Below are 20,850 nucleotides of genomic sequence, written 5' to 3'. Positions count from 1 at the left end.
GGGTCCGTCAGACGGCTCCGCTCAGCGGCGCGGGCGGCGACCGCGTCCGGAGGTGCCGGGGTCCTCGTCGTCACTGTCGTGATCGCCGAGCAGCTCGTCCGCCAGCGTCGGCAGATCGTCCAGCGGGGTCTCCTCGGCCCAGTCCGGACGAGGACGCCGACCGCGCTGCCGCCGCTCCTCGGCGGCGTGCGGATCGCTGACCTGCGGCAGCTCCCGGGTGCGCTCGTTCTCCCTCTCCGCCGCGGCGCCGACCGGGCGCTCGTCACGGAAGATGCCGCGCGGGACCCGGTCCGCCGGGTGCTCGTCACGAGCCTCCCGTACGTCCCGGACCGGCGGAAGCACCGTCGTCTCGTCAGCGGCACCCGCAGCGTCCCGTACCGGAGGACGCTCCGACCGCTCCGACCCCTCGGAACGGTCTGTCGCGTCGGAGACCTTCGGGAGCATCGCCGTCTCGTCCTCGGGCGACGGTGTGGCAACCGGCGACGGCACCGCCTGGGTCACCTCGTTCGGGCCGACCACCGGCGTCGGCACCGTGAGCTCGTTGTCCGGGACGGACGCGGAACCCGCTCGGGCAGCCTGCGCCGCAGCAGCCGAAGCCGCCTCGGCCTCCGCCTGCCGCCGGGCCGCCTCGGCCCGCAGCAGAGCCTCCTCGGCCTTGCGCTGCTTCTCCAGCCGCCGCGCCTCGGCCTCCTTGCGAAGCCTGGCCTCCTCCTCGGCCTGCCGGCGCAGCCGGGCCTGCTCGGCCTCGCGGGCCTGCTCCTCGGCCTCCCGCCTGACCCGCTCCTCCTCGGCGATCCTGCGGGCCTCCTCGGCCTGCCGACGGGCTTCCTCCGCCTGCCGTTCGGCCTCGCGCTGCCGCGCCTCCTCCAGCTCGCGGCGCTGACGCTCCTCCTCCTCGGCACGGAGCTTGGCGAGCTGTTCCTGGCGCTCGCGCTCCAGTCGCTCCTCCTCCGCCTTGCGGGCGGCCACTTCCTCGGCCTTGCGCCGGGCCTCGTCCTCGGCCGCCTTGCGCGCCTCCGCCTGGGCCTTGATCTCGGCCTCGGAGAGCGGCAGGAGCTGGTCGAGCCGGTGGCGTACGACGGTGGTGATCGATTCCGGTTCCTGGCCTGCGTCCACCACCAGATAGCGGGTCGGGTCGGCTGCGGCCAGGGTCAGGAAGCCGGACCGTACCCGGGCGTGGAACTCGGGCGGCTCGGACTCCAGCCGGTCGGGCGCCTCGGTGAACCGTTCCCGCGCGGTCTCCGGGTCGACGTCGAGCAGCACCGTCAGATGCGGTACGAGGCCGCTCGTCGCCCATCGCGAGATCCGGGCGATCTCGGTCGGGGACAGGTCGCGGCCGGCGCCCTGGTAGGCGACGGACGAGTCGATGTAACGGTCGGAGATGACGATCGCGCCGCGCTCCAGCGCCGGACGGACCAGCGAGTCGACGTGCTCGGCACGGTCGGCGGCGTACAGCAGGGCCTCGGCCCGGTTCGAAAGACCGGCCGACGACACGTCGAGCAGGATGGAACGCAGCCGCTTGCCGACCGGGGTAGCCCCCGGCTCACGGGTGACGACGACCTCGTGGCCCTTGGCGCGGATCCACTCGGCGAGCGCCTCGACCTGGGTGGACTTGCCGGCCCCGTCGCCGCCCTCCAGGACCAGGAAGAAGCCCGTCGCTGCGGGCGCCACGGCCGGTTCGCCGCCGCGCAGGGCCTCGCGCAGATCGCGGCGCAGCGGCACCCCGGACCGGTCGTCCGTCCTGGCGAGGACGATCGCGGCGACCGGCAGCAGCAGGGCGCCGATGAGCATCAGGGCGAAGGCGGCGCCGCCGTGCGCGAAGACGAAGTCACCGGCGGTCAGTCGGTGCGTGCCGATGGCAGCGGCCAGCAGCGGGCCCCCGACCGCGCCGAGCGCGATCAGGACCCGGACGACGGCCTGGAGGTGCTCGGTGGTCCTGGCCCGGCGGACCTCCTCGGTCTCCTGGTCCACGAGCGTGTGCCCGGTGTACGCGGCGACACCCGCCGCGTATCCGGCGAGGACCGCGATGAACACCACGGTCGCCGTGTCCGGCACCAGACCCATCGCGAGGAGCGCGACCCCGGTGACGGCGGTGGCGAGGGCGAGCAGCCGGCGCCGCGACAGGGTGGGCAGCACCTTCTCGGCGGTCCGGATGCCGGTCCCGGTGGCGCCGGTCAGAGCGAGGATCAGCAGGGCGAAGGTGACGGGGCCGCCACCGAGGTCGGCCGCGTGCAGTACGGCGACGGCGGCTGCGGCGGCGACCGCTCCGGCGACCGCGGCGCAGGCGCCGACGATCAGCGGGACGGCGCCGGTACGGCCCCTGTCCGGGCCGTCGGCCGTGGACGGCCGGCGCAGGCCCTCCAGGGGCGAGCGCGGGCGGGGCGTCGGCGAACCGGGCAGTTCGAGGAAGTACAGGGTGGAGATCGAGGCGGAGAACAGTCCGGCCGCGACGTACGAGCCGAGGGCCGCCTGATGGAAGGAGAACCACTCCAGCCCCGAACCCAGCAGATTGCCGATGAGCGTGGCAATCAGCAGGACGGCGGCCGCGGCGGGAACGGCGGCGAAGTCCGTACGCAGGGAGAGCCGGCGCAGGGCGTCGAGGTGGTCCGGCAGCGGGCGTACCGCGGCGCCCTCCGCGGGCGGGGCGGGCAGCAGCGCGGGCGCGGCGCTCTCCTTGGCGATGGTCCACAGCCGTTCGCCGACGCCGGTGACGAAGACGGTGATGAGGATCATCATGAGCGCCTTGTCGGGCATCCAGTCGATCCACAGCGGTGCGACGACGAGCAGTGCGAGCCGCAGCCCGTCCGCTCCGATCATCAGCCACCGCCGGTCCAGCGGTCCGCCGGGCGCGGTGAGCGTCGTCAGCGGCCCCAGGAGTACGGCTCCGAAGAGGAGCGTGGCAAGGATTCGGGCACCGAAGACAGCGGCGACGGCAAAGGCCGCCCCGCGGTATCCGGATCCGAATGAGCCCTCGAGGACCGCCGCTTGCAGCGACAGCAGCACCAGCACGAGAAGGGCGAGTGCATCGCCGATTCCACCGACGAGCTGCGCGCTCCACAACCGCTTCAGCGGGGGAACATGCAACAGGGCTCGTACGGCGCGCTCGCGTGAGTCTGCGGCAAGTGTGTCGGAGGTGGGGCTCACGACCGTTGGCTGCTCGGCTCGCGTCATCCGCCCAGCCTATCCGGAGCGGCGCGGTCACCGGTGGCCCCGTCCGAACATATGGGCGCCGGGCGCGGGGTGGGGCGGGGTTCGGGCGCCTGAGGCAGGCTTGTTCGCCCACTCACCCCTTCCCGAAACCGGGGCCCCGCCCCCGCTCCTCGGACGCCGGACGGACCGAAAACGCAGGGCCCGGCACCTGGAGAGGTGCCGGGCCCTGGCGCTCACACGTGCTCGGCCGTCAGCCGACTGTCATCAGTCCTCGGCGGGGGACGCCGCAGTCGCCTTCCTGGCCACGGCCTTCTTCGCCGTCGTCGCTTTCTTCGCGGTCGTCGTCTTCTTCGCCGCGGTCTTCTTGGCCGCCGTCGAAGTCGTCTTCTTCGCGGCCGTCGTCTTCTTCGCGGCCGTCTTCTTCGCCGGGGCCTTCTTCGCCGTCTTCTTCTTGGCGGGTCCCTTGGCGCGCTTCTCCGCGAGGAGCTCGTAGCCGCGCTCCGGCGTGATGTCCTCGACACTGTCGTCGGTGCGCAGCGTCGCATTTGTCTCGCCGTCGGTGACGTACGCACCGAAGCGCCCGTCCTTGACGACGACCGGAGCACCGCTCACCGGGTCGGTGCCCAACTCCTTCAGCGGCGGCTTGGCGGCGGCCCGTCCGCGCTGCTTCGGCTGGGCGTAGATCGCGAGGGCCTCTTCGAGCGTGATGTCGAAGAGCTGGTCCTCGGAGGTGAGCGAACGCGAGTCTGTGCCCTTCTTCAGGTACGGGCCGTAGCGGCCGTTCTGTGCGGTGATCTCGACCCCTTCGGCGTCCTCGCCGACGACCCGCGGCAGCGACATCAGCCTGAGCGCGTCGGCCAGCGTCACCGTGTCCAGCGACATCGACTTGAAGAGCGACGCGGTCCGCGGCTTCACCGCGTTCTTGCCGGTCTTCGGCGTGCCCTCGGGCAGCACCTCGGTGACGTACGGACCGTACCGGCCGTCCTTCGCGATGATCTGGTTCCCGGTCACCGGGTCCGCGCCGAGCTCGTAGTCGCCGCTCGGCTTGGCCAGCAGCTCCTCCGCGTACTCGACGGACAGCTCGTCGGGTGCCAGTTCCTCCGGCACATCCGCGCGCTGGTGGCCCTCGGCGTCCTTCTCACCGCGCTCGATGTACGGGCCGTACCGCCCGACGCGGAGCGTGATGTCGTTGCCGACGGGGAAGGAGGAGATCTCCCGGGCGTCGATCGCGCCGAGGTCGGTGACGAGCTCCTTCAGGCCGCCGAGGTGGTCGCCGTCGCCGTTGCCCGCTGCGGAGGCCGCGCCGCTGACCGCGTCGTCGCCCTTACCGAAGTAGAAGCGCCTCAGCCACGGCACGGACTGGGCCTCGCCCCGCGCGATGCGGTCGAGGTCGTCCTCCATCCGCGCGGTGAAGTCGTAGTCGACGAGCCGGCCGAAGTGCTTCTCCAGCAGGTTGACCACGGCGAAGGAGAGGAACGACGGGACGAGCGCCGTGCCCTTCTTGAAGACATAGCCGCGGTCGAGGATGGTGCCGATGATCGAGGCGTACGTCGACGGGCGGCCGATCTCGCGCTCTTCCAGCTCCTTGACCAGCGAGGCCTCGGTGTAACGGGCCGGCGGCTTGGTGGCGTGGCCGTCGACCGAGATCTCCTCGGCGGACAGCGCGTCGCCCTCGGCGACCTGCGGCAGCCGCCGCTCACGGTCGTCGAGCTCGGCGTTCGGGTCGTCGGCGCCTTCGACGTACGCCTTCATGAAGCCGTGGAAGGTGATCGTCTTGCCGGACGCGGAGAACTCGGCGTCCCGGCCGTCGCTCGCCCGGCCACCGATCTTCACGGTGACGGAGTTGCCGACCGCGTCCTTCATCTGGGAGGCGACGGTCCGCTTCCAGATCAGCTCGTAGAGGCGGAACTGGTCGCCGGTCAGGCCGGTCTCGGCGGGCGTGCGGAAGCGGTCGCCGGAGGGGCGGATCGCCTCGTGCGCCTCCTGCGCGTTCTTGACCTTCCCGGCGTACGTGCGCGGCTTGTCCGGCAGGTAGTCGGCGCCGTACAACTGCGTGACCTGCGCCCTCGCCGCGGAAATCGCGGTGTCGGAGAGGGTCGTGGAGTCGGTACGCATGTAGGTGATGAAGCCGTTCTCGTACAGCTTCTGCGCGACCTGCATGGTGGCCTTGGCCCCGAAGCCCAGCTTGCGGCTCGCCTCCTGCTGGAGGGTCGTCGTACGGAACGGGGCGTACGGGGAGCGGCGGTACGGCTTCGACTCGACGGACCGTACGGCGAACGTGGAGTCGGCGAGCGCGGCGGCCAGGGCCCGGGCGTTCGTCTCGTCCAGGTGCAGCACCTGGCCGGAGCCGGACTTCAGCTGCCCGTCCGGACCGAAGTCGCGGCCCTGGGCGATCCGGCGGCCGTCGACCGCGCTCAGGCGGGCCGTCAGCGTCGACGGGTCGGAGGCGTCACCGGTTCGGCCGGTGGCGAACGTACCGGTCAGGTCCCAGTACTCGGCGGAGCGGAAGGCGATGCGCTCGCGCTCCCGCTCGACGACGAGGCGGGTGGCGACGGACTGGACGCGGCCGGCCGACAGCCGCGGCATGACCTTCTTCCACAGGACCGGCGAGACCTCGTAGCCGTAGAGACGGTCGAGGATACGGCGGGTCTCCTGGGCGTCGACCATGCGCTGATTGAGCTCGCGCGGGTTGGCCACCGCCTCCCGGATCGCGTCCTTGGTGATCTCGTGGAAGACCATCCGGTGGACCGGGACCTTCGGCTTGAGCACTTCCTGCAGGTGCCACGCGATGGCTTCGCCCTCGCGGTCCTCATCGGTCGCGAGGAAGAGTTCGTCGGACTCGGCCAGCAGCTGCTTGAGCTTCCTGACCTGCGCCTTCTTGTCCGCGTTGACGACGTAGATGGGCTGGAAGTCATGCTCGACGTCGACGCCGAGCCGACGGACCTCGCCGGTGTACTCGTCCGGCACCTCTGCGGCGCCGTTCGGCAGGTCACGGATGTGCCCGACGCTCGCCTCGACGACGTATCCGGGGCCGAGGTAGCCCTTGATCGTCTTCGCCTTGGCAGGCGACTCGACGATGACGAGTCGGCGGCCGCCCTGTGCGGTCTCGCTGGTCGGGGACAACTTCGCTCTTCTCTCCGGTCGACACTCAGTGGGCATCCGGGCAGCGCGATGGCGCTGCCGACGGTGCTGTCGCTGCGGAGTGTGACGGTACAACCCGCCCCCGTGTCAAACGGCAAAAGCCCGCAACGGCCACTCGAACGGTAACCCGACTTCCGCCATTCCTGCCGCCCGGAGTGCCCGTTACGCGGCGCGCACGGTCGCTGCCTGCGGGTTTCGGGGCCCGGTGGCCGCGCTGTGATCACCGGAGGAGAGAGGCGGTGCCGCCGGGCGTGTTCGCGGGTCCGGACCCGGTGGCCGCACGGTCGAGGAGGCAGTGGGAACCCGGTGGCGCCGGGCAGGGGAATGGATCAGATGTGAGTGAAGCACCACACGCCGAGGGCGAGGAAAAGTACGCCGAACAAAGTGGCGAGTGCGGTGGAGACGACGGGGCTCACCCCGTGCGCAACCGGCGCGCGATGGACGACGCGCGCCCCCGTCCAGACCAGAAGCGCGGCCCCGAACAGCGCAAACGCCGTCCCGGCGAAGATCGCAGGTCCGCTCTCCATGTCCGTACGCCTCTCTGTCTGCGCCCGGCGCCGAGCCGGTGCCCGCGTCGAGTCGCCTCGCCAGGGGAGGCTGCCACGCACGGGCATCGTCGACACGAACCCCGGGTGAACTCCAGCACCGCGGCCCGTGGCGGTGGTCAGCGAGGGCGCGCCGCGGCAACGGCCGGTGCCGCGGCCGCACCCGACAGCCCTGCGTCACGGCCGTGCGTGACAGCCGTGCGTGATGGCCGGATTCACATCACGTCGAGCGTCGCGCGTCGTCTGCTGCCGCGTTCGAAGAGTGCCAGCAGGACGACGGCGAGCACCGCATACCCGGCCCCGTCGCCAGCTCGGCACCGAGCCGCCCCCGGTCGAGCCCGCCGCCCGCGGACAACTGCCGGGCGGCCTCGGCGGCATGGGTCAGCGGGAGTACGTCCCCGAAGGCCCGCATCCATCCCGGGAGGGTCTCGCGCGGCACATTGGCCCCGGTGAGCAGAAGGAGTACGGAACTCGCCACGTTGGACAGCAGGAACACATCGCGGAAACGCAGGCCGAGCGCCCCCAGGGCGAGCCCGAAGGCGGAGCAGCCGGCCGCAGCGGCGACGAGCACCGCTCCGAGACCGGGCAGCGAGCCAACCGGAACCCGCAGTCCCAGCAGAAGGCAGGCGGCAGTGAGCGTGAAGACGCTGATGAGGAAGCCGTTCACTACACAGGGCAGGGCGCGCCCGAACCAGAGCGGAGCCCGGTGCCGAGGGCTCAGCAACACCGCTCCGAGGGTGCCGTAGCGGCGCTCGTTGGCGATGGCCATGGTGCCGCCGTAGACGCAGGCCGTGGAGGCGGCGACAACGGCGTTGCCCAGCAGGTAGAAGTGGTCGTCGGCGTCGGCGACACCCAGCTGTCGCCCGAGGAAGACGAAGAACAGCAGTTGCAGCAGTGGGCCGACCAGCAACGTGCCGATGAACATGGACGGCGTCGTCCAGTTGAACAGTGCCCGGTACGAGAGGGCACCACCGATCACGACGAGTCGCAGCGCGCGGACGATGCGTCGAGCGAGGTGGGGAATCCGGTAGAGCATGCGTCGAAACTCCTGGGCTTCAGGCGAGGGAGAGGGTGGCAGCGGCCCGCGCACGGTGTTCGACCCGCCCCAGGACGAGGACCGCAGCCAGCGCGTAGACCGCGCCGAGGGCGAGGGCGACGGCCATCGGGGTCAGTACCTCACCGACGGCCGCACCACCCGATGTCGCCGCGTGCACGGCCCGCGCACCCCAAGTGGTCGGCAGCGCCCAGGAGACCGGACGCGTCCAGTCCGGGAACACGGTGACGGGCACGAGCAGCCCGGACAGCAGCCACACAGGCGCATCCAGCGGGTTGGCGAGTGCGTTGGCGTTGCGCAACAGGACGAACGTGGCGGCGAGCAGCAGCCCCATCATCCCGAGCGACAGCACGCACACCGGTACGGCCACCAGAGAGAGCAGCGGGTGCGCGAAGTCGAGGGGCACGTCGAAGAGCACGGCGCCCCAGACCACGGTCGCGCCCATGGCGTACGTACCGATGACGGCCGTGGCCAGGGTGATGGGCAGAAGGACCAGGGAGAGCGGAGTGGGCGAGCTGACCAGCGTCTCCAGGGTGCCGAGCCAGCGCTGGTTCTGCACGGCTCCGCCCGACCCGAAGAGCACCGAGGACCAGATGCCCATCAGTCCCGCGCCGACGGCTGCGGTGAGCAGCATGTCGGGGTCGTCGGCGGCACGGAAGAGGTAGACGGCGAGGGTCGCGTACACCAGGGGTACGAGGACGGCGAAGGTGATTTCGAGCGGTGAGCGGCTCATGTACGAGACATGGGTCCGCACTCCGACGACGGTCAGGCGAAGGGCCCGCGACACGGTCATACGGCGGCCTCCTCGAACCGGCCGGACGTCGCGGCGCAGGAGCCGTCGCCCCCGCTGCCGTCCGTACCGGTGTCCGCGCCACCGCCCGTACCGCTCTCCACCTCCTCGGCTTGCTCAGCCTCTTCGACGATGGCGACGTACGCGTCCTCCAGGGTCGGTTCCCGGGTGACGACCCGTCCGATCCGGATCCCGTCGAGCGCCGCCAGGACCTGCCCGTGCAGCTCCGCCCCACGTTCCGTCCGCACCATGACGGCCTGCCGGCTGCCCCGGTCCTCGGCCGCCACCCCGCGCACTCCCGGCAGTTCCCGGATGCGGTCCAGGTGCTCGTCGGCCGCCCCGTACGCCTCGATCTCCAGGATGTCGCGCTCCTGCACCCGGGACTTGAGCCGGTCCGGGGTGCCGAGCGCCCGGATCGTGCCGCCCGCGATCACCGCGATCCGGTCGCACAACTCGTCGGCCTCGGCCATGTAATGGGTGGTGAGCAGGACGGTGGTGCCACCGGTCCGCAGATCGGCGACCGTACGGCGCAGATCGCGCGCCGCCACCGGGTCGACACCGATGGACGGCTCGTCGAGGAAGAGGACATCGGGCTTGTGCAGCAGACCGCGGGCGATGTGCAGACGCTGCCTCATCCCGCGGGAGTAGCCCTCGACACGTTCCCTCTCCCGGCCGGCCAGGCCGACCAGGTCGAGGAGTTCGGCGATCCGGCGCTTCTGCTCGCGTGGCTCGACCCCGTACAGCTCGGCGAAGTAGCGCAGGTTGTCGAGAGCGGAGAGCCGGTCGTACAGGCCCCGGTCGCCGCCGAAGACGTAACCGATCCTGCGGCGTACGGCCACGGGGTCGGACGCCACGTCATGGCCGAGGACACGAGCCGTGCCGGAGGCGGGCAGCAGCAGGGTGTTGAGCATCTTGATGGTCGTGGTCTTGCCCGCGCCGTTGGGGCCGAGCAGTCCGAACAGCTCGCCGCGCGCCACCTCGAAACTGACGCCGCGCACGGCCTCGGTCGTGGTGCGGCGGGGGCGCAGAAAGCCGGTGCGGCTGGTGTAGGTGCGGCGGAGATTCTTCGCCTCGATCGCAAGCATGGCGGGGACGCTAGGCCCGCCCGTACCGCACCCGCCATCAATTCGGGGGCTGCCGAATCGTCGTTCACATCCCGGTCCGGTCAGGACACGGCGTGCAGCACGTCCTCGCCCGACAGCAGCGCGAGCAGCGCCCGGCCGGTGTCGGTGAGCTGGTAGTAGACGCTGCGTCCGACCCGGTGGCGGGTGACGACGTCCGCGTCGGCGAGGACGGACAGATGTTCCGAGACCGTGCTCGGTGCGAGGCCGAGCCGGTCGGCTATCCCTGCCGTGGTGAGCGGTCCGCCGGGCTGGCGCAGGACCGATGCCCGGCCCCGTCCGAGCAGCACACCGAGCCGGTCGGTGGGCTCCGGCCCGGCCGCGGCCCGCTCGCGCAGCGCGCCCGCACCCCGGGCCTGGAAGGAGACGGCGAGGACCTCGGGATCGTCGGTGGAGTAGAGCCGGCAGCCCTCGGCGAAGACGAGCGGCACGAGCAGGAGCCGCCGCTCGCCCGCCCGGTACTCGGCGTCGATGTGCTTCGTCAGTTCAAGGACGGGCGGTGTCCACTTGGCCCGTGCCTCCAGCCCGGCGAAGAGCGCGTCGACCCCTTCGGTCGCGAAGGTCCGGGCGCGGATGAGGACTTCGTCCTCGACCAGGCGGCGCATGGTCGGCCAGTGCTGCTCCAGTGCGCCTTCCCAGTACGCGGCGTACGCATCGGCGAGTGCGGCGCAGGCCGCCTCGGGGTCGTCCAGGTAGGGGCGGACGCGGGGATGGTCCTCCAGCCCCGGATAGTGCTCCTCGACCCCGGCCCGTACAACCTCGGGCGGCGTCGCCCGGATGGTGTCCAGCTCCGTATCGACGGACGAGGCCCCGACCGGAACCGGAAGCAGGAAGTCCGGGAAGTTCGCCGGGCCGTCGACCAGCAACTGCAGTGCCGCGGTCCGGTCGTCCTCGCGCAGCACCTCGCGGGCCCGTACGGCCCACTCCTCGTACGGCCAGGAGGGTGTGCGGTGCGGCCGGGCCAGATGCAGGCTGCAGAAGGCGTCCCACAGCGGGCTGATGGCGATCCGGGTCGCGCCGGGCGTCGCCTCGTCCAGCTCGATCCGGATCACCGCGCCCCCACCGTCCCCTCCGGCCTCATCGAATCCCCCCGCCCGTCGACGTGCACCCGATCAGGCCTGCCCCGCCGGTTCCAGGAACCCCTCCCCCACCAGCAGCCGGATCGCCTGCGGGGTGCGATCGCGCAGCAGCACCGGGTCCTCGTTCATCAACTGGGCGATCGCGTCCAGGATCCGGCCCGCGGGCAGTGTCCCGTCACAGACGCCCGCGAAGCCCGCGCCGACCGCGTCGACCTTCGTCGCGCGACGCATGCCGCGGTTCTGACGCAGCACCACGTGCTCGGGGTCCTCCGCGCCGGGCAGCCCGACCTGCTCCTGCATCACCTCCGGCGCCAGCGTGAAGTGATCGGCGAGGAGAGCCGCGTCGTCGTGGGTCCGCAGGTAGTCCTGGCGCGCGAAGTGGGCCTCCACCGCCTCGCCGAGCGGCTGCTCCACCGGATGCGGCCACTCCTCGATCACGATCGACGGGTTCTCCGCGATCGCTTCCGACTTCCGCAACGTGATCCAGCCGAAGCCGACCCCCTTGGTCTTGCGGGCCTCGAACTCGTCCAGCCAGGCGTCGTACCGCGCGGCGTACTGCGCGGGGTCCGTGCGGTGGTCGCCGCTGTCGCGCAGCCACAGCTCCGCGTACTGCGTGATGTCCTGCATCTCCCGCTGGACGATCCAGGCGTCGCAGCCGCGCGGCACCCAGGAACGCAACCGGTCCTGCCACTCCTCGCCGTCGACGTGCTGCCAGTTGGCAAGGAAGTGCGCGTACCCCCCGTCGTTCAGCCGGTCGCCGGCCTGCTGCACCAGCGTCCGGCACAGGTCGTCGCCGCCCATGCCGCCGTCGCGGTACGTGAGGCGGGCGCCGGGCGAGATGACGAACGGCGGGTTGGAGACGATCAGGTCGTACGTCTCGGTGCCGACCGGCTCGAAGAGGGAACCCTCGCGCAGATCGGCCGGGGTGGCACCGGACAGGGCAAGGGTCAACCGGGTGAAGACGAGGGCTCGGGGGTTGAGGTCCGTGGCCGTGACCCGGGTGGCGTGCTGCGAGGCGTACAGCGCCTGGATGCCGGAGCCCGCACCGACGTCGAGCGCGGAGGCGACCGGCGTACGGACGGTGATCCCGGCGAGTGTGCTGGACGCCCCACCGACACCGAGGACGACCCCCTCCTCGTGCGAACCGATGCCACCGGCACCACCGACCGCGCAGCCCAGATCGGAGACGATGAACCAGTCCTGGCCCTCCGGTCCGCTGTACGGCCGCACATCGACGGTGGCCCGCACCTCGTCGTCCTCGCGGATCACCCAGCCGTCCTCGACGCACTCGGCCAGCGGGAGTGCGGCGCGGGCCCGCTCGTACGGGACGGGACGCTGGAGCAGGAAGAGCCGCACCAGCGTGTCGAGCGGCGAGCCGCCACGGGTGGCACGCAGCGCCGGAACCGTCTCGCTGCGGGCGAGCGCGGCGTAGGCGGGCGCACCGAGCAGGTCGAGGAGCCCGTCGGCGGTGAAGGCGGCGGCAAGCAGGGCTTCGCGGAGCCGGGGCGAACGGTCGGGCGCGGGGAGGCTGGTCGTACTCACCCGCCCATTGTGGCCGCTCCCACTGACAACGGCACCGGCCCGGCAGCCACCTGGGCCGCCGGGCCGGTCGTACGGCCGCCGGTTACGACTTCTTGGTGGGCGAGGCGGATGGCGCAGGAGCGGTGGGCGCGACCGAAGCCTTCGGCTTCTGGCAGCCGGGCTGCTTGGCCATCGCGGTGCCGACCTCGCCGGACTGGAGCTTCCTCAGCGCCTCGTCACCGTTGGTGCTGATCTTGTTCAGCTCGTCGGCGATGCCCTTCAGACCGTCGGCAAACTTCGCCTGGTCCTTCGTGTTGAGCTCGTCGACCTTCTTCTGAAGGTTCGCGTACGCCACCGAGGAGGCGTTGAGCTCCTTCACGGCCTCCTTCTGCGTGGCCTCGCCGCCGTCGACCGGCGGCGCGCCCGCCGACTCCACCGCTGCGCCCAGCGCCTTGTACGCCTGCGAGATCTGCTGGAAGGCGGCCGAGTCGGTCTCCTGGACGTCGGCGGGCTTGCTGTTGTCGGCGGTCTGCTGCTGGATGGCGGCGTTGGCGTTCGCGATCTTCTGCAGCTGGGGCTTGACCTGGTCGCAGACCTTCTTGGCCCAGTCGTTGACCTTGTTGTCGCTGCTGCTGTCGTCGCTGCAGCCCGACAGCGCGAGTACGAGTACCGCACCGCCGGACAGTGCGGCTGCAAGCTTCTGGTTCACCGGATCGGTCCCTTCCAAGGCTCTCGGCCCCGGAACTTACACGCCGGAAGACCTCCATCCGGGTGCCGAGCGTCCAGTGGGTGACCTTTTGCAGCCATTTGCACCAAGGGAAATGAGGGAGATACCACTCGCACGCGAACGGGTGAACAAGTCGAACGGGCGAACGCCGCGACAGATGAAGAGGCGGGCGGCACATCAGATGTGCCGCCCGCCCCTTCATCCTTCCGCCGGCTGCCGCGCCGTTCCCGGCGCCCGCCTCACGAAACAGCCGCCGGATCGGTCGTCTCGGCGGTCCTGCCGCCGTCCTCGTCGTCGTCGCCGCCGGAATCACCTTCCTCGCCCACGGCGATCCCACGCCGCTTGGAGACATAGACCGCGCCGACGATGACCGCGATGGCGAGCACCGCCACCACCGTCCGCACACCCGCGCTCGCGTCCGCCCCGTAGCTGAACTGCACCACTGCGGGGGCGATGAGCAGCGCCACCAGGTTCATCACCTTGAGCAGCGGGTTGATCGCCGGTCCCGCCGTGTCCTTGAACGGGTCGCCGACCGTGTCGCCGATCACCGTCGCGGCGTGGGCATCGCTGCCCTTGCCACCGTGATGACCGTCCTCCACGAGCTTCTTGGCGTTGTCCCAGGCGCCTCCGGAGTTGGCGAGGAAGACCGCCATCAGCGTCCCGGTGCCGATCGCGCCCGCGAGATACGAACCGAGCGCCCCGACGCCGAGGGTGAAGCCGACCGCGATCGGTGCGAGCACCGCGAGCAGTCCGGGCGTGGCGAGCTCGCGCAGCGCGTCCTTGGTGCAGATGTCGACGACGCGTCCGTACTCGGGCTTCTCGCTGTAGTTCATGATCCCGGGGTGCTCGCGGAACTGCCGCCGCACCTCGTAGACCACGGCCCCCGCGGACCGGGACACCGCGTTGATGGCCAGACCGGAGAAGAGGAAGACGACCGCGGCACCGAGGATCAGCCCCACCAGGTTGTTGGGCTGCGAGATGTCGAGGCTCAGCCCCATCTCTCCGGCGCTGGCCCCGACGTCGTCGACCGCCGTGGCGATGGCGTCGCGGTACGAGCCGAACAGCGCCGACGCCGCGAGAACGGCGGTGGCGATGGCGATGCCCTTGGTGATCGCCTTGGTGGTGTTGCCGACGGCGTCCAGGTCGGTGAGGACCTGGGCACCGGCGCCGGTGACATCACCGGACATCTCGGCGATGCCCTGGGCGTTGTCGGAGACCGGACCGAAGGTGTCCATGGCCACGATCACCCCGACGGTGGTGAGCAGCCCGGTCCCGGCGAGGGCCACCGCGAAGAGCGCCAGCATGATCGACGTACCGCCGAGCAGGAACGCCCCGTAGACACCGAGGCCGATCAGCAGCGCGGTGTAGACGGCGGACTCCAGACCGATGGAGATACCGGCGAGCACAACGGTCGCCGGGCCGGTCAGCGAGGACTTGCCGATGTCCCGGACAGGGCGCCGGTTGGTCTCGGTGAAGTAGCCGGTGAGCTGCTGGATCAGCGCGGCCAGCACGATGCCGATGGCAACGGCGACCAGGGCGAAGATCCGCGGGTCGCCGCCGTGCGAGGTGATGGCGCGGTCGGTGACGCCGTTCAGGTCGGCGTACGAGGACGGCAGATAGACGAAGACGCCCACCGCCACCAGGACGAGCGAGATCACCGCGGAGATGAAGAAGCCGCGGTTGATGGCGGTCATCCCGCTGCGGTCGGCGCGCCGCGGGGCTACCGCGAAGATCCCGATCATGGCGGTGATCACGCCGATCGCCGGCACGATGAGCGGGAAGGCCAGTCCGGCGTCGCCGAAGGCGGCCTTGCCGAGGATCAGCGCGGCGACGAGGGTCACGGCGTACGACTCGAAGAGGTCGGCCGCCATGCCCGCGCAGTCGCCGACGTTGTCGCCCACGTTGTCGGCGATGGTGGCGGCGTTGCGCGGGTCGTCCTCCGGGATGCCCTGCTCGACCTTGCCGACGAGGTCGGCACCCACGTCGGCGGCCTTGGTGAAGATGCCGCCGCCGACCCTCATGAACATGGCGATCAGTGCGGCACCGAGACCGAAGCCCTCCAGCACCTTGGGCGCATCGGCGGCATAGACGAGGACCACGCAGGAGGCACCGAGCAGCCCGAGCCCCACCGTGATCATGCCGACCACGCCGCCCGTACGGAAAGCAATCTTCATCGCCCGGTGCGACACGGCGGTGAGATCCTTTTCCGGTTCACCTTCGGCCGGCGTCGCCTCGCGGGCCGCGGCAGCCACTCGCACATTGCTGCGTACGGCAAGACGCATGCCGATGTATCCGGTGGCCGCCGAGAAAAGCGCACCCACCAGGAAGAACACTGAACGGCCTGCACGCTGCGACCAGTTGTCGGCCGGCAGCAGCAGGAGCAGGAAGAAGACCACGACGGCAAAGACGCCGACGGTCCGCAACTGCCGGGCCAGATAGGCGTTCGCGCCTTCCTGGACGGCTGCCGCGATCTCCTTCATACGGTCGGTGCCCTCACCGGCCGCCAGCACCTGGCGTACCAGCAGCCTGGCAACGATCAGTGCGGCGACGGCCACGGCGGCAACGACGATCACGATGACGCGGTTGTCATCGGTCAGTACCGCGGCCGCGAGTGAGGTGGGCCGGTCGGAAAGTGCGGAAACTTCGGGCAGTTCTGCCAGTGATGTGTTGAAGAACCCCGCCATACGTCCTCCTCGACGCTCAGCGCTCAAGACGTGGACGGATTGTAGGGAGCGGAACCTGATCAAAACAGTGCGCGGTAAATGTAACTGACCTTCTACCCCGGATCAGCGAAAGATCGCATTCTCGGATTGAACCGAATGCAGTAATGGGGCAGACACATTGTCCGTTGATCGTTTATCGAGCGCAAATGAAAAAGGCCCTGCTCAGCAGGGCCTCGAAGAATGGATCAAGCGTTGCGCAGCGGGTGGGCCGGGACGGGCCGACCGGCCGTCGCGCCTGCGCCACCTCAGGGAGTCAGCGGTGCGGGGGTCTTCGGCCAGCTCATCCGGATCACTCCGCCGTCGGCTGCCGATCTGACTTCCACATCATCGACGAGGCCGCTGATGACCGCGAGACCCATCTCGTCCTCGCCGTCCGCGTCAACTTCGGATTCCGGCTCATCGAGCCCCCCGCCGGGCGTGGCGCCGCGTGTCCCGGACGCTGTTGCGGACCCGGCTTCGCCGCCCGGGCCGGGCACCTCGTCGGCGACCTCGATGGAGAAGGACTTCTCTTCCTCGGTCAGGACGACCTTGATCGGAGCGGTGATGCCATGACTGCGGTGCAGCCCGACAGCGCGGCTGCAGGCCTCACCGACGGCGAGTCTGACCTCGTCGAGCGCTGCCTCGTCGACCCCGGCCCGGCGCGCCACTGCGGCTGCCACGAGGCGGGCCGTTCTGACGTGTTCGGGCTGGGCGCTGAAGCGGAGTTCAACGGTGGCCATGCGATCCCCCTCAGACGTACGGGCGTGCATCTCAAGGGCCCGGGCGTGCCGCCCGGTACCCCTGGCTCTCTTCCTCCGGACGCCGGCGGAGCCACCGGCCGACCAACAGCCGACAGCTTGCCGCCGAAACCCCGGTCCGGCCACCGGCCACCGGCAGCCAACGGCCCGGCCCGGCGGACCGACGGCCCAATGGACCGCCTGTCCGCCGAACGGGCTGCCTGCTGGAACGGCCTACGGCCGATCCAGCCGCGGACCGACCTCAGTCGGTGGCCGCGACAGCCTCGTCGACCGTGGTGTGAATGGGGAACACCTTGGTCAGACCAGTGATCCGGAAGATCTTGAGAATGCGCTCCTGGTTGCAGACCAGGCGCAGCGAGCCCTCATGGGCCCGGACACGCTTCAGGCCGCCCACAAGCACGCCGAGGCCGGTGGAGTCGAGAAAGTCGACACCTTCCATGTCGACAACCAGGTGGTAGCTGCCGTCATTCACCAACTCGACCAACTGCTCGCGCAGCTTGGGCGCGGTATACACATCAATCTCGCCACCGACCTCGACGACCGTACGGTCGCCACCAGGGCCGGACACATTGCGAGTCGACAAGGACAGGTCCACGGATCCTCCAGCACCTTGCTATCGAGCGGTCGCCCCTCGGTCTCCCCGACGGAGCCAGGGGACGGATCGCCAGCCGCGATGGCATTCAATCACTTACCAGCAGCCATGCACGACGCCTTGGGACCATTGTCCGTCACGGCGGTGACACACTCGGTGCTGATGGCCAAGAATCACCGCCCCAGTCGACCACCCGTGAGCGGGGACTCCCGCCCCTCTCCCGCCATGATCCTCCACCGGCTCACCGCAGGGGCGGGCCGGTCCGCGCGCATCACTCATACGGAGCACTTGCCCCCGCGCACGGGAACCCATGCCATCTGGCCGGATCGCATCCGGCCAGAAGTGATCGCCGCCATCCAGAAAGCCGGCATCGACCACCCGTGGGCGCATCAGGCGGCCGCTGCGGAGCACGCTCTGGACGGCGAATCCGTTGTGATCGCCACCGGAACGGCCTCCGGCAAGTCGCTCGCCTACCTCGCCCCGGTCCTCAGCGCCCTGCTCGACGGCTCGGAGGCCCCCAACGGCCGCGGCGCGACCGCCCTGTATCTCGCACCCACCAAGGCCCTGGCCGCCGATCAGCGGCGTTCGGTGAAGGAACTCGCGGCGCCGCTCTCCAACGGGATCAGGCCGGCGGTCTACGACGGCGACACCCCGGTCGAGGAACGCGAGTGGGTACGCCAGTACGCCAACTACGTCCTGACCAACCCCGACATGCTGCACCGCGGGATTCTGCCGTCCCACCCCCGCTGGTCCTCCTTCCTGCGCGCCCTGCGCTTCGTCGTCATCGATGAGTGCCACACCTACCGCGGCGTCTTCGGCTCGCATGTCGCCCAAGTGGTGCGCCGGCTCCGTCGCCTCTGCGCCCGTTACGGGGCCGATCCGGTCTTCCTGCTCGCGTCGGCCACCGCGGCGCAGCCCTCGGTGGCTGCGGGCCGTCTCACCGGTCTCCCTGTCAGGGAGGTCGCCGACGACGCCTCGCCCCGCGGCGAAATGGTCTTCGCCCTGTGGGAGCCGCCACTGACCGAGCTGCACGGGGAGAAGGGCGCCCCCGTACGCCGCACGGCCACCGCCGAGACCGCCGACCTCCTCACCGATCTGACGGTTCAGGGCGTCCGCTCCGTCGCCTTCGTGCGCTCCCGGCGCGGCGCCGAGCTCATCTCCGTCATCGCCAAGGAGCGACTCGCCGAGGTGGACCGCTCACTGCCCGCCCGGGTCGCCGCCTACCGCGGGGGATACCTCCCCGAGGAACGCCGCGCCCTGGAGCGCGCCCTGCACTCCGGCCGGCTGCTGGGCCTGGCCGCCACCACCGCCCTCGAGCTCGGCATCGATGTCTCGGGCCTGGATGCCGTCGTCATCGCCGGCTATCCCGGCACCAGGGCGTCGCTGTGGCAGCAGGCCGGCCGGGCCGGACGCGCCGGGCAGGGCGCCCTGGCCATCCTGGTGGCCCGCGACGACCCGCTGGACACCTTCCTCGTCCACCACCCCGAGGCGCTGTTCCAGCAGCCTGTGGAGTCGACCGTCCTCGACCCGGACAACCCGTACGTCCTCGCCCCCCATCTGTGCGCGGCAGCCGCGGAGCTTCCGCTCACCGAGACCGACCTGGAGCTGTTCGGGCCCGCCGTGGCCGAGCTGCTGCCGCAGCTGGAGGCCGCGAAACTGCTCCGCAAGCGGGCGTCGGGCTGGCACTGGACCCGCCGTGAGCGGGCCGCCGATCTCACCGACATCCGTGGCGAGGGCGGCCGCCCGGTCCAGATCGTCGAGGAGGGAACCGGCCGGCTGCTGGGCACCGTGGACGAATCGGCCGCACACACCGCCGTCCACGACGGAGCCGTCCACCTCCACCAGGGCCGCACCTATCTGGTCCGGAAACTGGATCTGGAGGACTCGGTCGCCCTGGTCGAACAGGCCGACCCGCCGTACTCGACAACCGCCCGAGACACCACCTCCATCGCCGTCCTGGAGACCGACACCGAGATCCCGTGGGGTGACGGGCGGCTCTGTTACGGCTCCGTCGAAGTCACCAACCAGGTCGTCTCCTTCCTGCGTCGCAAACTGATCACCGGCGAGGTCCTCGGCGAGACCAAGCTGGACCTGCCGCCCCGCACGCTGCGCACCCGCGCCGTGTGGTGGACGGTCACCCAGGACCAGCTGGACGCCGCCCGCATCAACCCGGAGATCCTGGGCGGCGCGCTGCATGCGGCCGAGCACGCGTCGATCGGAATGCTGCCCCTCTTCGCCACCTGCGACCGCTGGGACATCGGCGGTGTCTCCGTGCCGCTCCATCCGGACACGCTGCTGCCGACCGTCTTCGTGTACGACGGCCATCCCGGCGGTGCCGGATTCGCCGAGCGGGCCTTCCACACCGCCCGTGGCTGGCTCACCGCCACCCGCCAGGCCATCGCGTCCTGCGAGTGCGAGGCGGGCTGCCCGTCCTGCATCCAGTCCCCCAAGTGCGGCAACGGCAACGATCCGCTGCACAAGCGAGGCGCCGTCCGCCTCCTCGGCGAACTCCTCAGGTCCGCCCCGGCGGACCCGGAAGAGCCGGGGGAGCTGAGGGAGCCGGAGAGCCCGGCCCCGGAACGGTCCACGGAGAGCCGGCCGGACCCGGAACGGCCTCCGGGGGGCCCGCCCGGGACCTGACCGTCGGCGTGTACGGCCCGAACCGCACCCGGGCCGCCACATCGGCGATCTCCCCCTGCACTGCACACCGCACCAGCACCGCCCCCTGAGCCCCGGCCACCTCCTCGGCCGCCCGGCATGCCGCCTCCGTCCCCCGCAGGGCCCGGTCGGCGGCTGCCAGGGCCGCCAGGTCCGCCGCCCCACCGGCCCGGTGCCGGGCGACCACCGCTTGTCCGAGCGCGAGCACGATCGCGAAGACCGCACACAGCGTGGCCGTGGTCATCGCCACCCACACAGTCGCCACTCCCCGATCCCCTCCCCCGCACCGCCGCGCCCCGGACAAGCGCCGCACTCGCCGCACCTGCCACGCCCGCCGTGCCTGCCGCATCCGCCGCCGAGCCGCCTGCCCCGAGCCGGCATCCTCCCTCGTCACGGCGCCACCCCCACCGTGTCCTCGGCCAGCGCTGCCGCCTCCGCGCTCAGCGTCAGGGTCAGCGGGCCGGGTCCGGGCGTCGGTGCAGCAACCCGAACCCGCCACAGCTCCCCGGCCCGTTCCAGATCGATCCGGGCCCGGTCGGGTGCCGCCGAACGGGCGACTGCCAACACCTGCGCCTCCGGTTCGGAGCGGGCCGCCGCCCGAGCCCCGGCCCTCGCCGCATCCACACACCGGATCTGGGCGGAGGCGGCCATCAGCGCCCAGACAAGGGCCAGGGCGAACAGCGCGAGTACCGGAATCACCATGGCCGCCTCCGCCGTCACCGCGCCCCGGTCGTCTCCCCCTCCGTCACCCCTGGCCTCGCCGCTCCCGCTGCCGGGACGCCGCCCCTCAGAACTTCGCATCGAGCGCGTCCTTGAGAAGCGACTGCAGCGCCGTCATGACAGGCGGACTGGTGACCACCTTGTAGAGCACCGCCGCGAACGCGCAGGCCGCGATCGTCCCCACCGCATATTCGGACGTCGTCATTCCGCCGTCCGACCGGGCTCGGCGCACCATGCCCCGCACCCAGCTCCTGATTCGCTGTGCCATTTCAACCCCCGAGAATGGTTCGAT

The 20,850-nt window shown here is 71.0% G+C and carries 15 protein-coding genes and 1 pseudogene; 1 reads left to right on the top strand and 15 read right to left on the bottom strand.

What is annotated here, in order from left to right; translation table 11 throughout:
• Nucleotides 1–21: 21 nt before the first annotated feature.
• The 12 genes from tmk to OHA03_RS15600 all read right to left on the bottom strand — a co-directional run bounded on the left by tmk (nt 22) and on the right by OHA03_RS15600 (nt 17,183).
• A complete protein-coding gene (tmk, locus tag OHA03_RS15655) occupies nt 22–3,171 on the bottom strand; it encodes a dTMP kinase (RefSeq protein WP_267004462.1) in 3,150 nt (1,049 codons plus the stop codon).
• A gap of 243 nt (nt 3,172–3,414) precedes the next feature.
• Nucleotides 3,415–6,273, bottom strand: coding sequence for a type I DNA topoisomerase (gene topA, locus OHA03_RS15650; protein WP_267004461.1), 2,859 nt, complete (start codon nt 6,271–6,273; stop codon nt 3,415–3,417).
• A gap of 347 nt (nt 6,274–6,620) precedes the next feature.
• A complete protein-coding gene (locus tag OHA03_RS15645) occupies nt 6,621–6,818 on the bottom strand; it encodes a hypothetical protein (RefSeq protein ID WP_267004460.1) in 198 nt (65 codons plus the stop codon).
• Nucleotides 6,819–7,056: 238 nt separating this feature from the next.
• On the bottom strand, nt 7,057–7,872 hold the full coding sequence (locus OHA03_RS15640; protein ID WP_267004459.1) for an ABC transporter permease: 816 nt from the start codon (nt 7,870–7,872) through the stop codon (nt 7,057–7,059).
• A gap of 19 nt (nt 7,873–7,891) precedes the next feature.
• Nucleotides 7,892–8,683, bottom strand: coding sequence for an ABC transporter permease (locus OHA03_RS15635; RefSeq protein ID WP_267004458.1), 792 nt, complete (start codon nt 8,681–8,683; stop codon nt 7,892–7,894).
• Nucleotides 8,680–9,765 (bottom strand): ABC transporter ATP-binding protein, encoded by a 1,086-nt coding sequence (locus OHA03_RS15630; RefSeq protein WP_267004457.1) that lies wholly within the window; start codon nt 9,763–9,765, stop codon nt 8,680–8,682. The genes OHA03_RS15635 and OHA03_RS15630 overlap by 4 nt, the downstream gene beginning before the upstream one ends.
• A gap of 80 nt (nt 9,766–9,845) precedes the next feature.
• On the bottom strand, nt 9,846–10,853 hold the full coding sequence (locus OHA03_RS15625) for a helix-turn-helix transcriptional regulator (protein ID WP_267004456.1): 1,008 nt from the start codon (nt 10,851–10,853) through the stop codon (nt 9,846–9,848).
• Nucleotides 10,854–10,913: 60 nt separating this feature from the next.
• On the bottom strand, nt 10,914–12,422 hold the full coding sequence (locus OHA03_RS15620; protein WP_267004455.1) for a class I SAM-dependent methyltransferase: 1,509 nt from the start codon (nt 12,420–12,422) through the stop codon (nt 10,914–10,916).
• 82 nt (nt 12,423–12,504) lie between these two features.
• A complete protein-coding gene (locus OHA03_RS15615; RefSeq protein WP_267004454.1) occupies nt 12,505–13,110 on the bottom strand; it encodes a small secreted protein in 606 nt (201 codons plus the stop codon).
• Between the two features lie 257 nt (nt 13,111–13,367).
• A complete protein-coding gene (locus tag OHA03_RS15610) occupies nt 13,368–15,812 on the bottom strand; it encodes a sodium-translocating pyrophosphatase (RefSeq protein ID WP_267004453.1) in 2,445 nt (814 codons plus the stop codon).
• Between the two features lie 284 nt (nt 15,813–16,096).
• Complete coding sequence (locus OHA03_RS15605; protein ID WP_267004452.1) at nt 16,097–16,570, bottom strand: ATP-binding protein; 474 nt, start codon at nt 16,568–16,570, stop codon at nt 16,097–16,099.
• Nucleotides 16,571–16,829: 259 nt separating this feature from the next.
• A complete protein-coding gene (locus OHA03_RS15600; protein WP_003967428.1) occupies nt 16,830–17,183 on the bottom strand; it encodes an STAS domain-containing protein in 354 nt (117 codons plus the stop codon).
• A gap of 78 nt (nt 17,184–17,261) precedes the next feature.
• Here OHA03_RS15600 and OHA03_RS15595 point away from each other — a divergent pair, with 78 nt between their 5' ends.
• Complete coding sequence (locus OHA03_RS15595) at nt 17,262–19,820, top strand: DEAD/DEAH box helicase (protein WP_267004451.1); 2,559 nt, start codon at nt 17,262–17,264, stop codon at nt 19,818–19,820.
• Here the strand turns inward: OHA03_RS15595 and OHA03_RS15590 are convergent.
• The 3 genes and pseudogenes from OHA03_RS15590 to OHA03_RS15580 all read right to left on the bottom strand — a co-directional run.
• Nucleotides 19,798–20,187 (bottom strand): annotated as a pseudogene (locus OHA03_RS15590) (Rv3654c family TadE-like protein); the annotation flags it as partial. The gene OHA03_RS15595 and the pseudogene OHA03_RS15590 sit on opposite strands and share 23 nt — an antisense overlap.
• Nucleotides 20,188–20,228: 41 nt before the next feature.
• Nucleotides 20,229–20,639 (bottom strand): TadE family type IV pilus minor pilin, encoded by a 411-nt coding sequence (locus OHA03_RS15585; RefSeq protein ID WP_267004450.1) that lies wholly within the window; start codon nt 20,637–20,639, stop codon nt 20,229–20,231.
• Entirely contained in the window at nt 20,626–20,826 is a 201-nt protein-coding gene (locus tag OHA03_RS15580) for a DUF4244 domain-containing protein (RefSeq protein ID WP_267004449.1), read from the bottom strand. Before OHA03_RS15580 ends, OHA03_RS15585 begins: the two co-directional genes overlap by 14 nt.
• Between the last annotated feature and the right edge of the window lie 24 nt (nt 20,827–20,850).

This window comes from Streptomyces sp. NBC_00154 (assembly GCF_026342835.1).
Taxonomy (GTDB): domain Bacteria; phylum Actinomycetota; class Actinomycetes; order Streptomycetales; family Streptomycetaceae; genus Streptomyces.
The sequence above is the reverse complement of the archived record's forward strand: the minus strand, read 5'-3'. Positions and strand labels throughout refer to the sequence as shown.

Bases quoted from the DNA above. Each gene is read 5' to 3' on its own strand.
- tmk (WP_267004462.1), bottom strand. From the start codon at position 3,171: ATGACGCGAGCCGAGCAGCCAACGGTCGTGAGCCCCACCTCCGACACA.
- OHA03_RS15610 (WP_267004453.1), bottom strand. From the start codon at position 15,812: ATGGCGGGGTTCTTCAACACATCACTGGCAGAACTGCCCGAAGTTTCC.
- OHA03_RS15605 (WP_267004452.1), bottom strand. From the start codon at position 16,570: ATGGCCACCGTTGAACTCCGCTTCAGCGCCCAGCCCGAACACGTCAGA.
- OHA03_RS15640 (WP_267004459.1), bottom strand. From the start codon at position 7,872: ATGCTCTACCGGATTCCCCACCTCGCTCGACGCATCGTCCGCGCGCTG.
- OHA03_RS15585 (WP_267004450.1), bottom strand. From the start codon at position 20,639: ATGCGAAGTTCTGAGGGGCGGCGTCCCGGCAGCGGGAGCGGCGAGGCC.
- OHA03_RS15635 (WP_267004458.1), bottom strand. From the start codon at position 8,683: ATGACCGTGTCGCGGGCCCTTCGCCTGACCGTCGTCGGAGTGCGGACC.
- OHA03_RS15580 (WP_267004449.1), bottom strand. From the start codon at position 20,826: ATGGCACAGCGAATCAGGAGCTGGGTGCGGGGCATGGTGCGCCGAGCC.
- OHA03_RS15595 (WP_267004451.1), top strand. From the start codon at position 17,262: ATGGCATTCAATCACTTACCAGCAGCCATGCACGACGCCTTGGGACCA.
- OHA03_RS15645 (WP_267004460.1), bottom strand. From the start codon at position 6,818: ATGGAGAGCGGACCTGCGATCTTCGCCGGGACGGCGTTTGCGCTGTTC.
- OHA03_RS15630 (WP_267004457.1), bottom strand. From the start codon at position 9,765: ATGCTTGCGATCGAGGCGAAGAATCTCCGCCGCACCTACACCAGCCGC.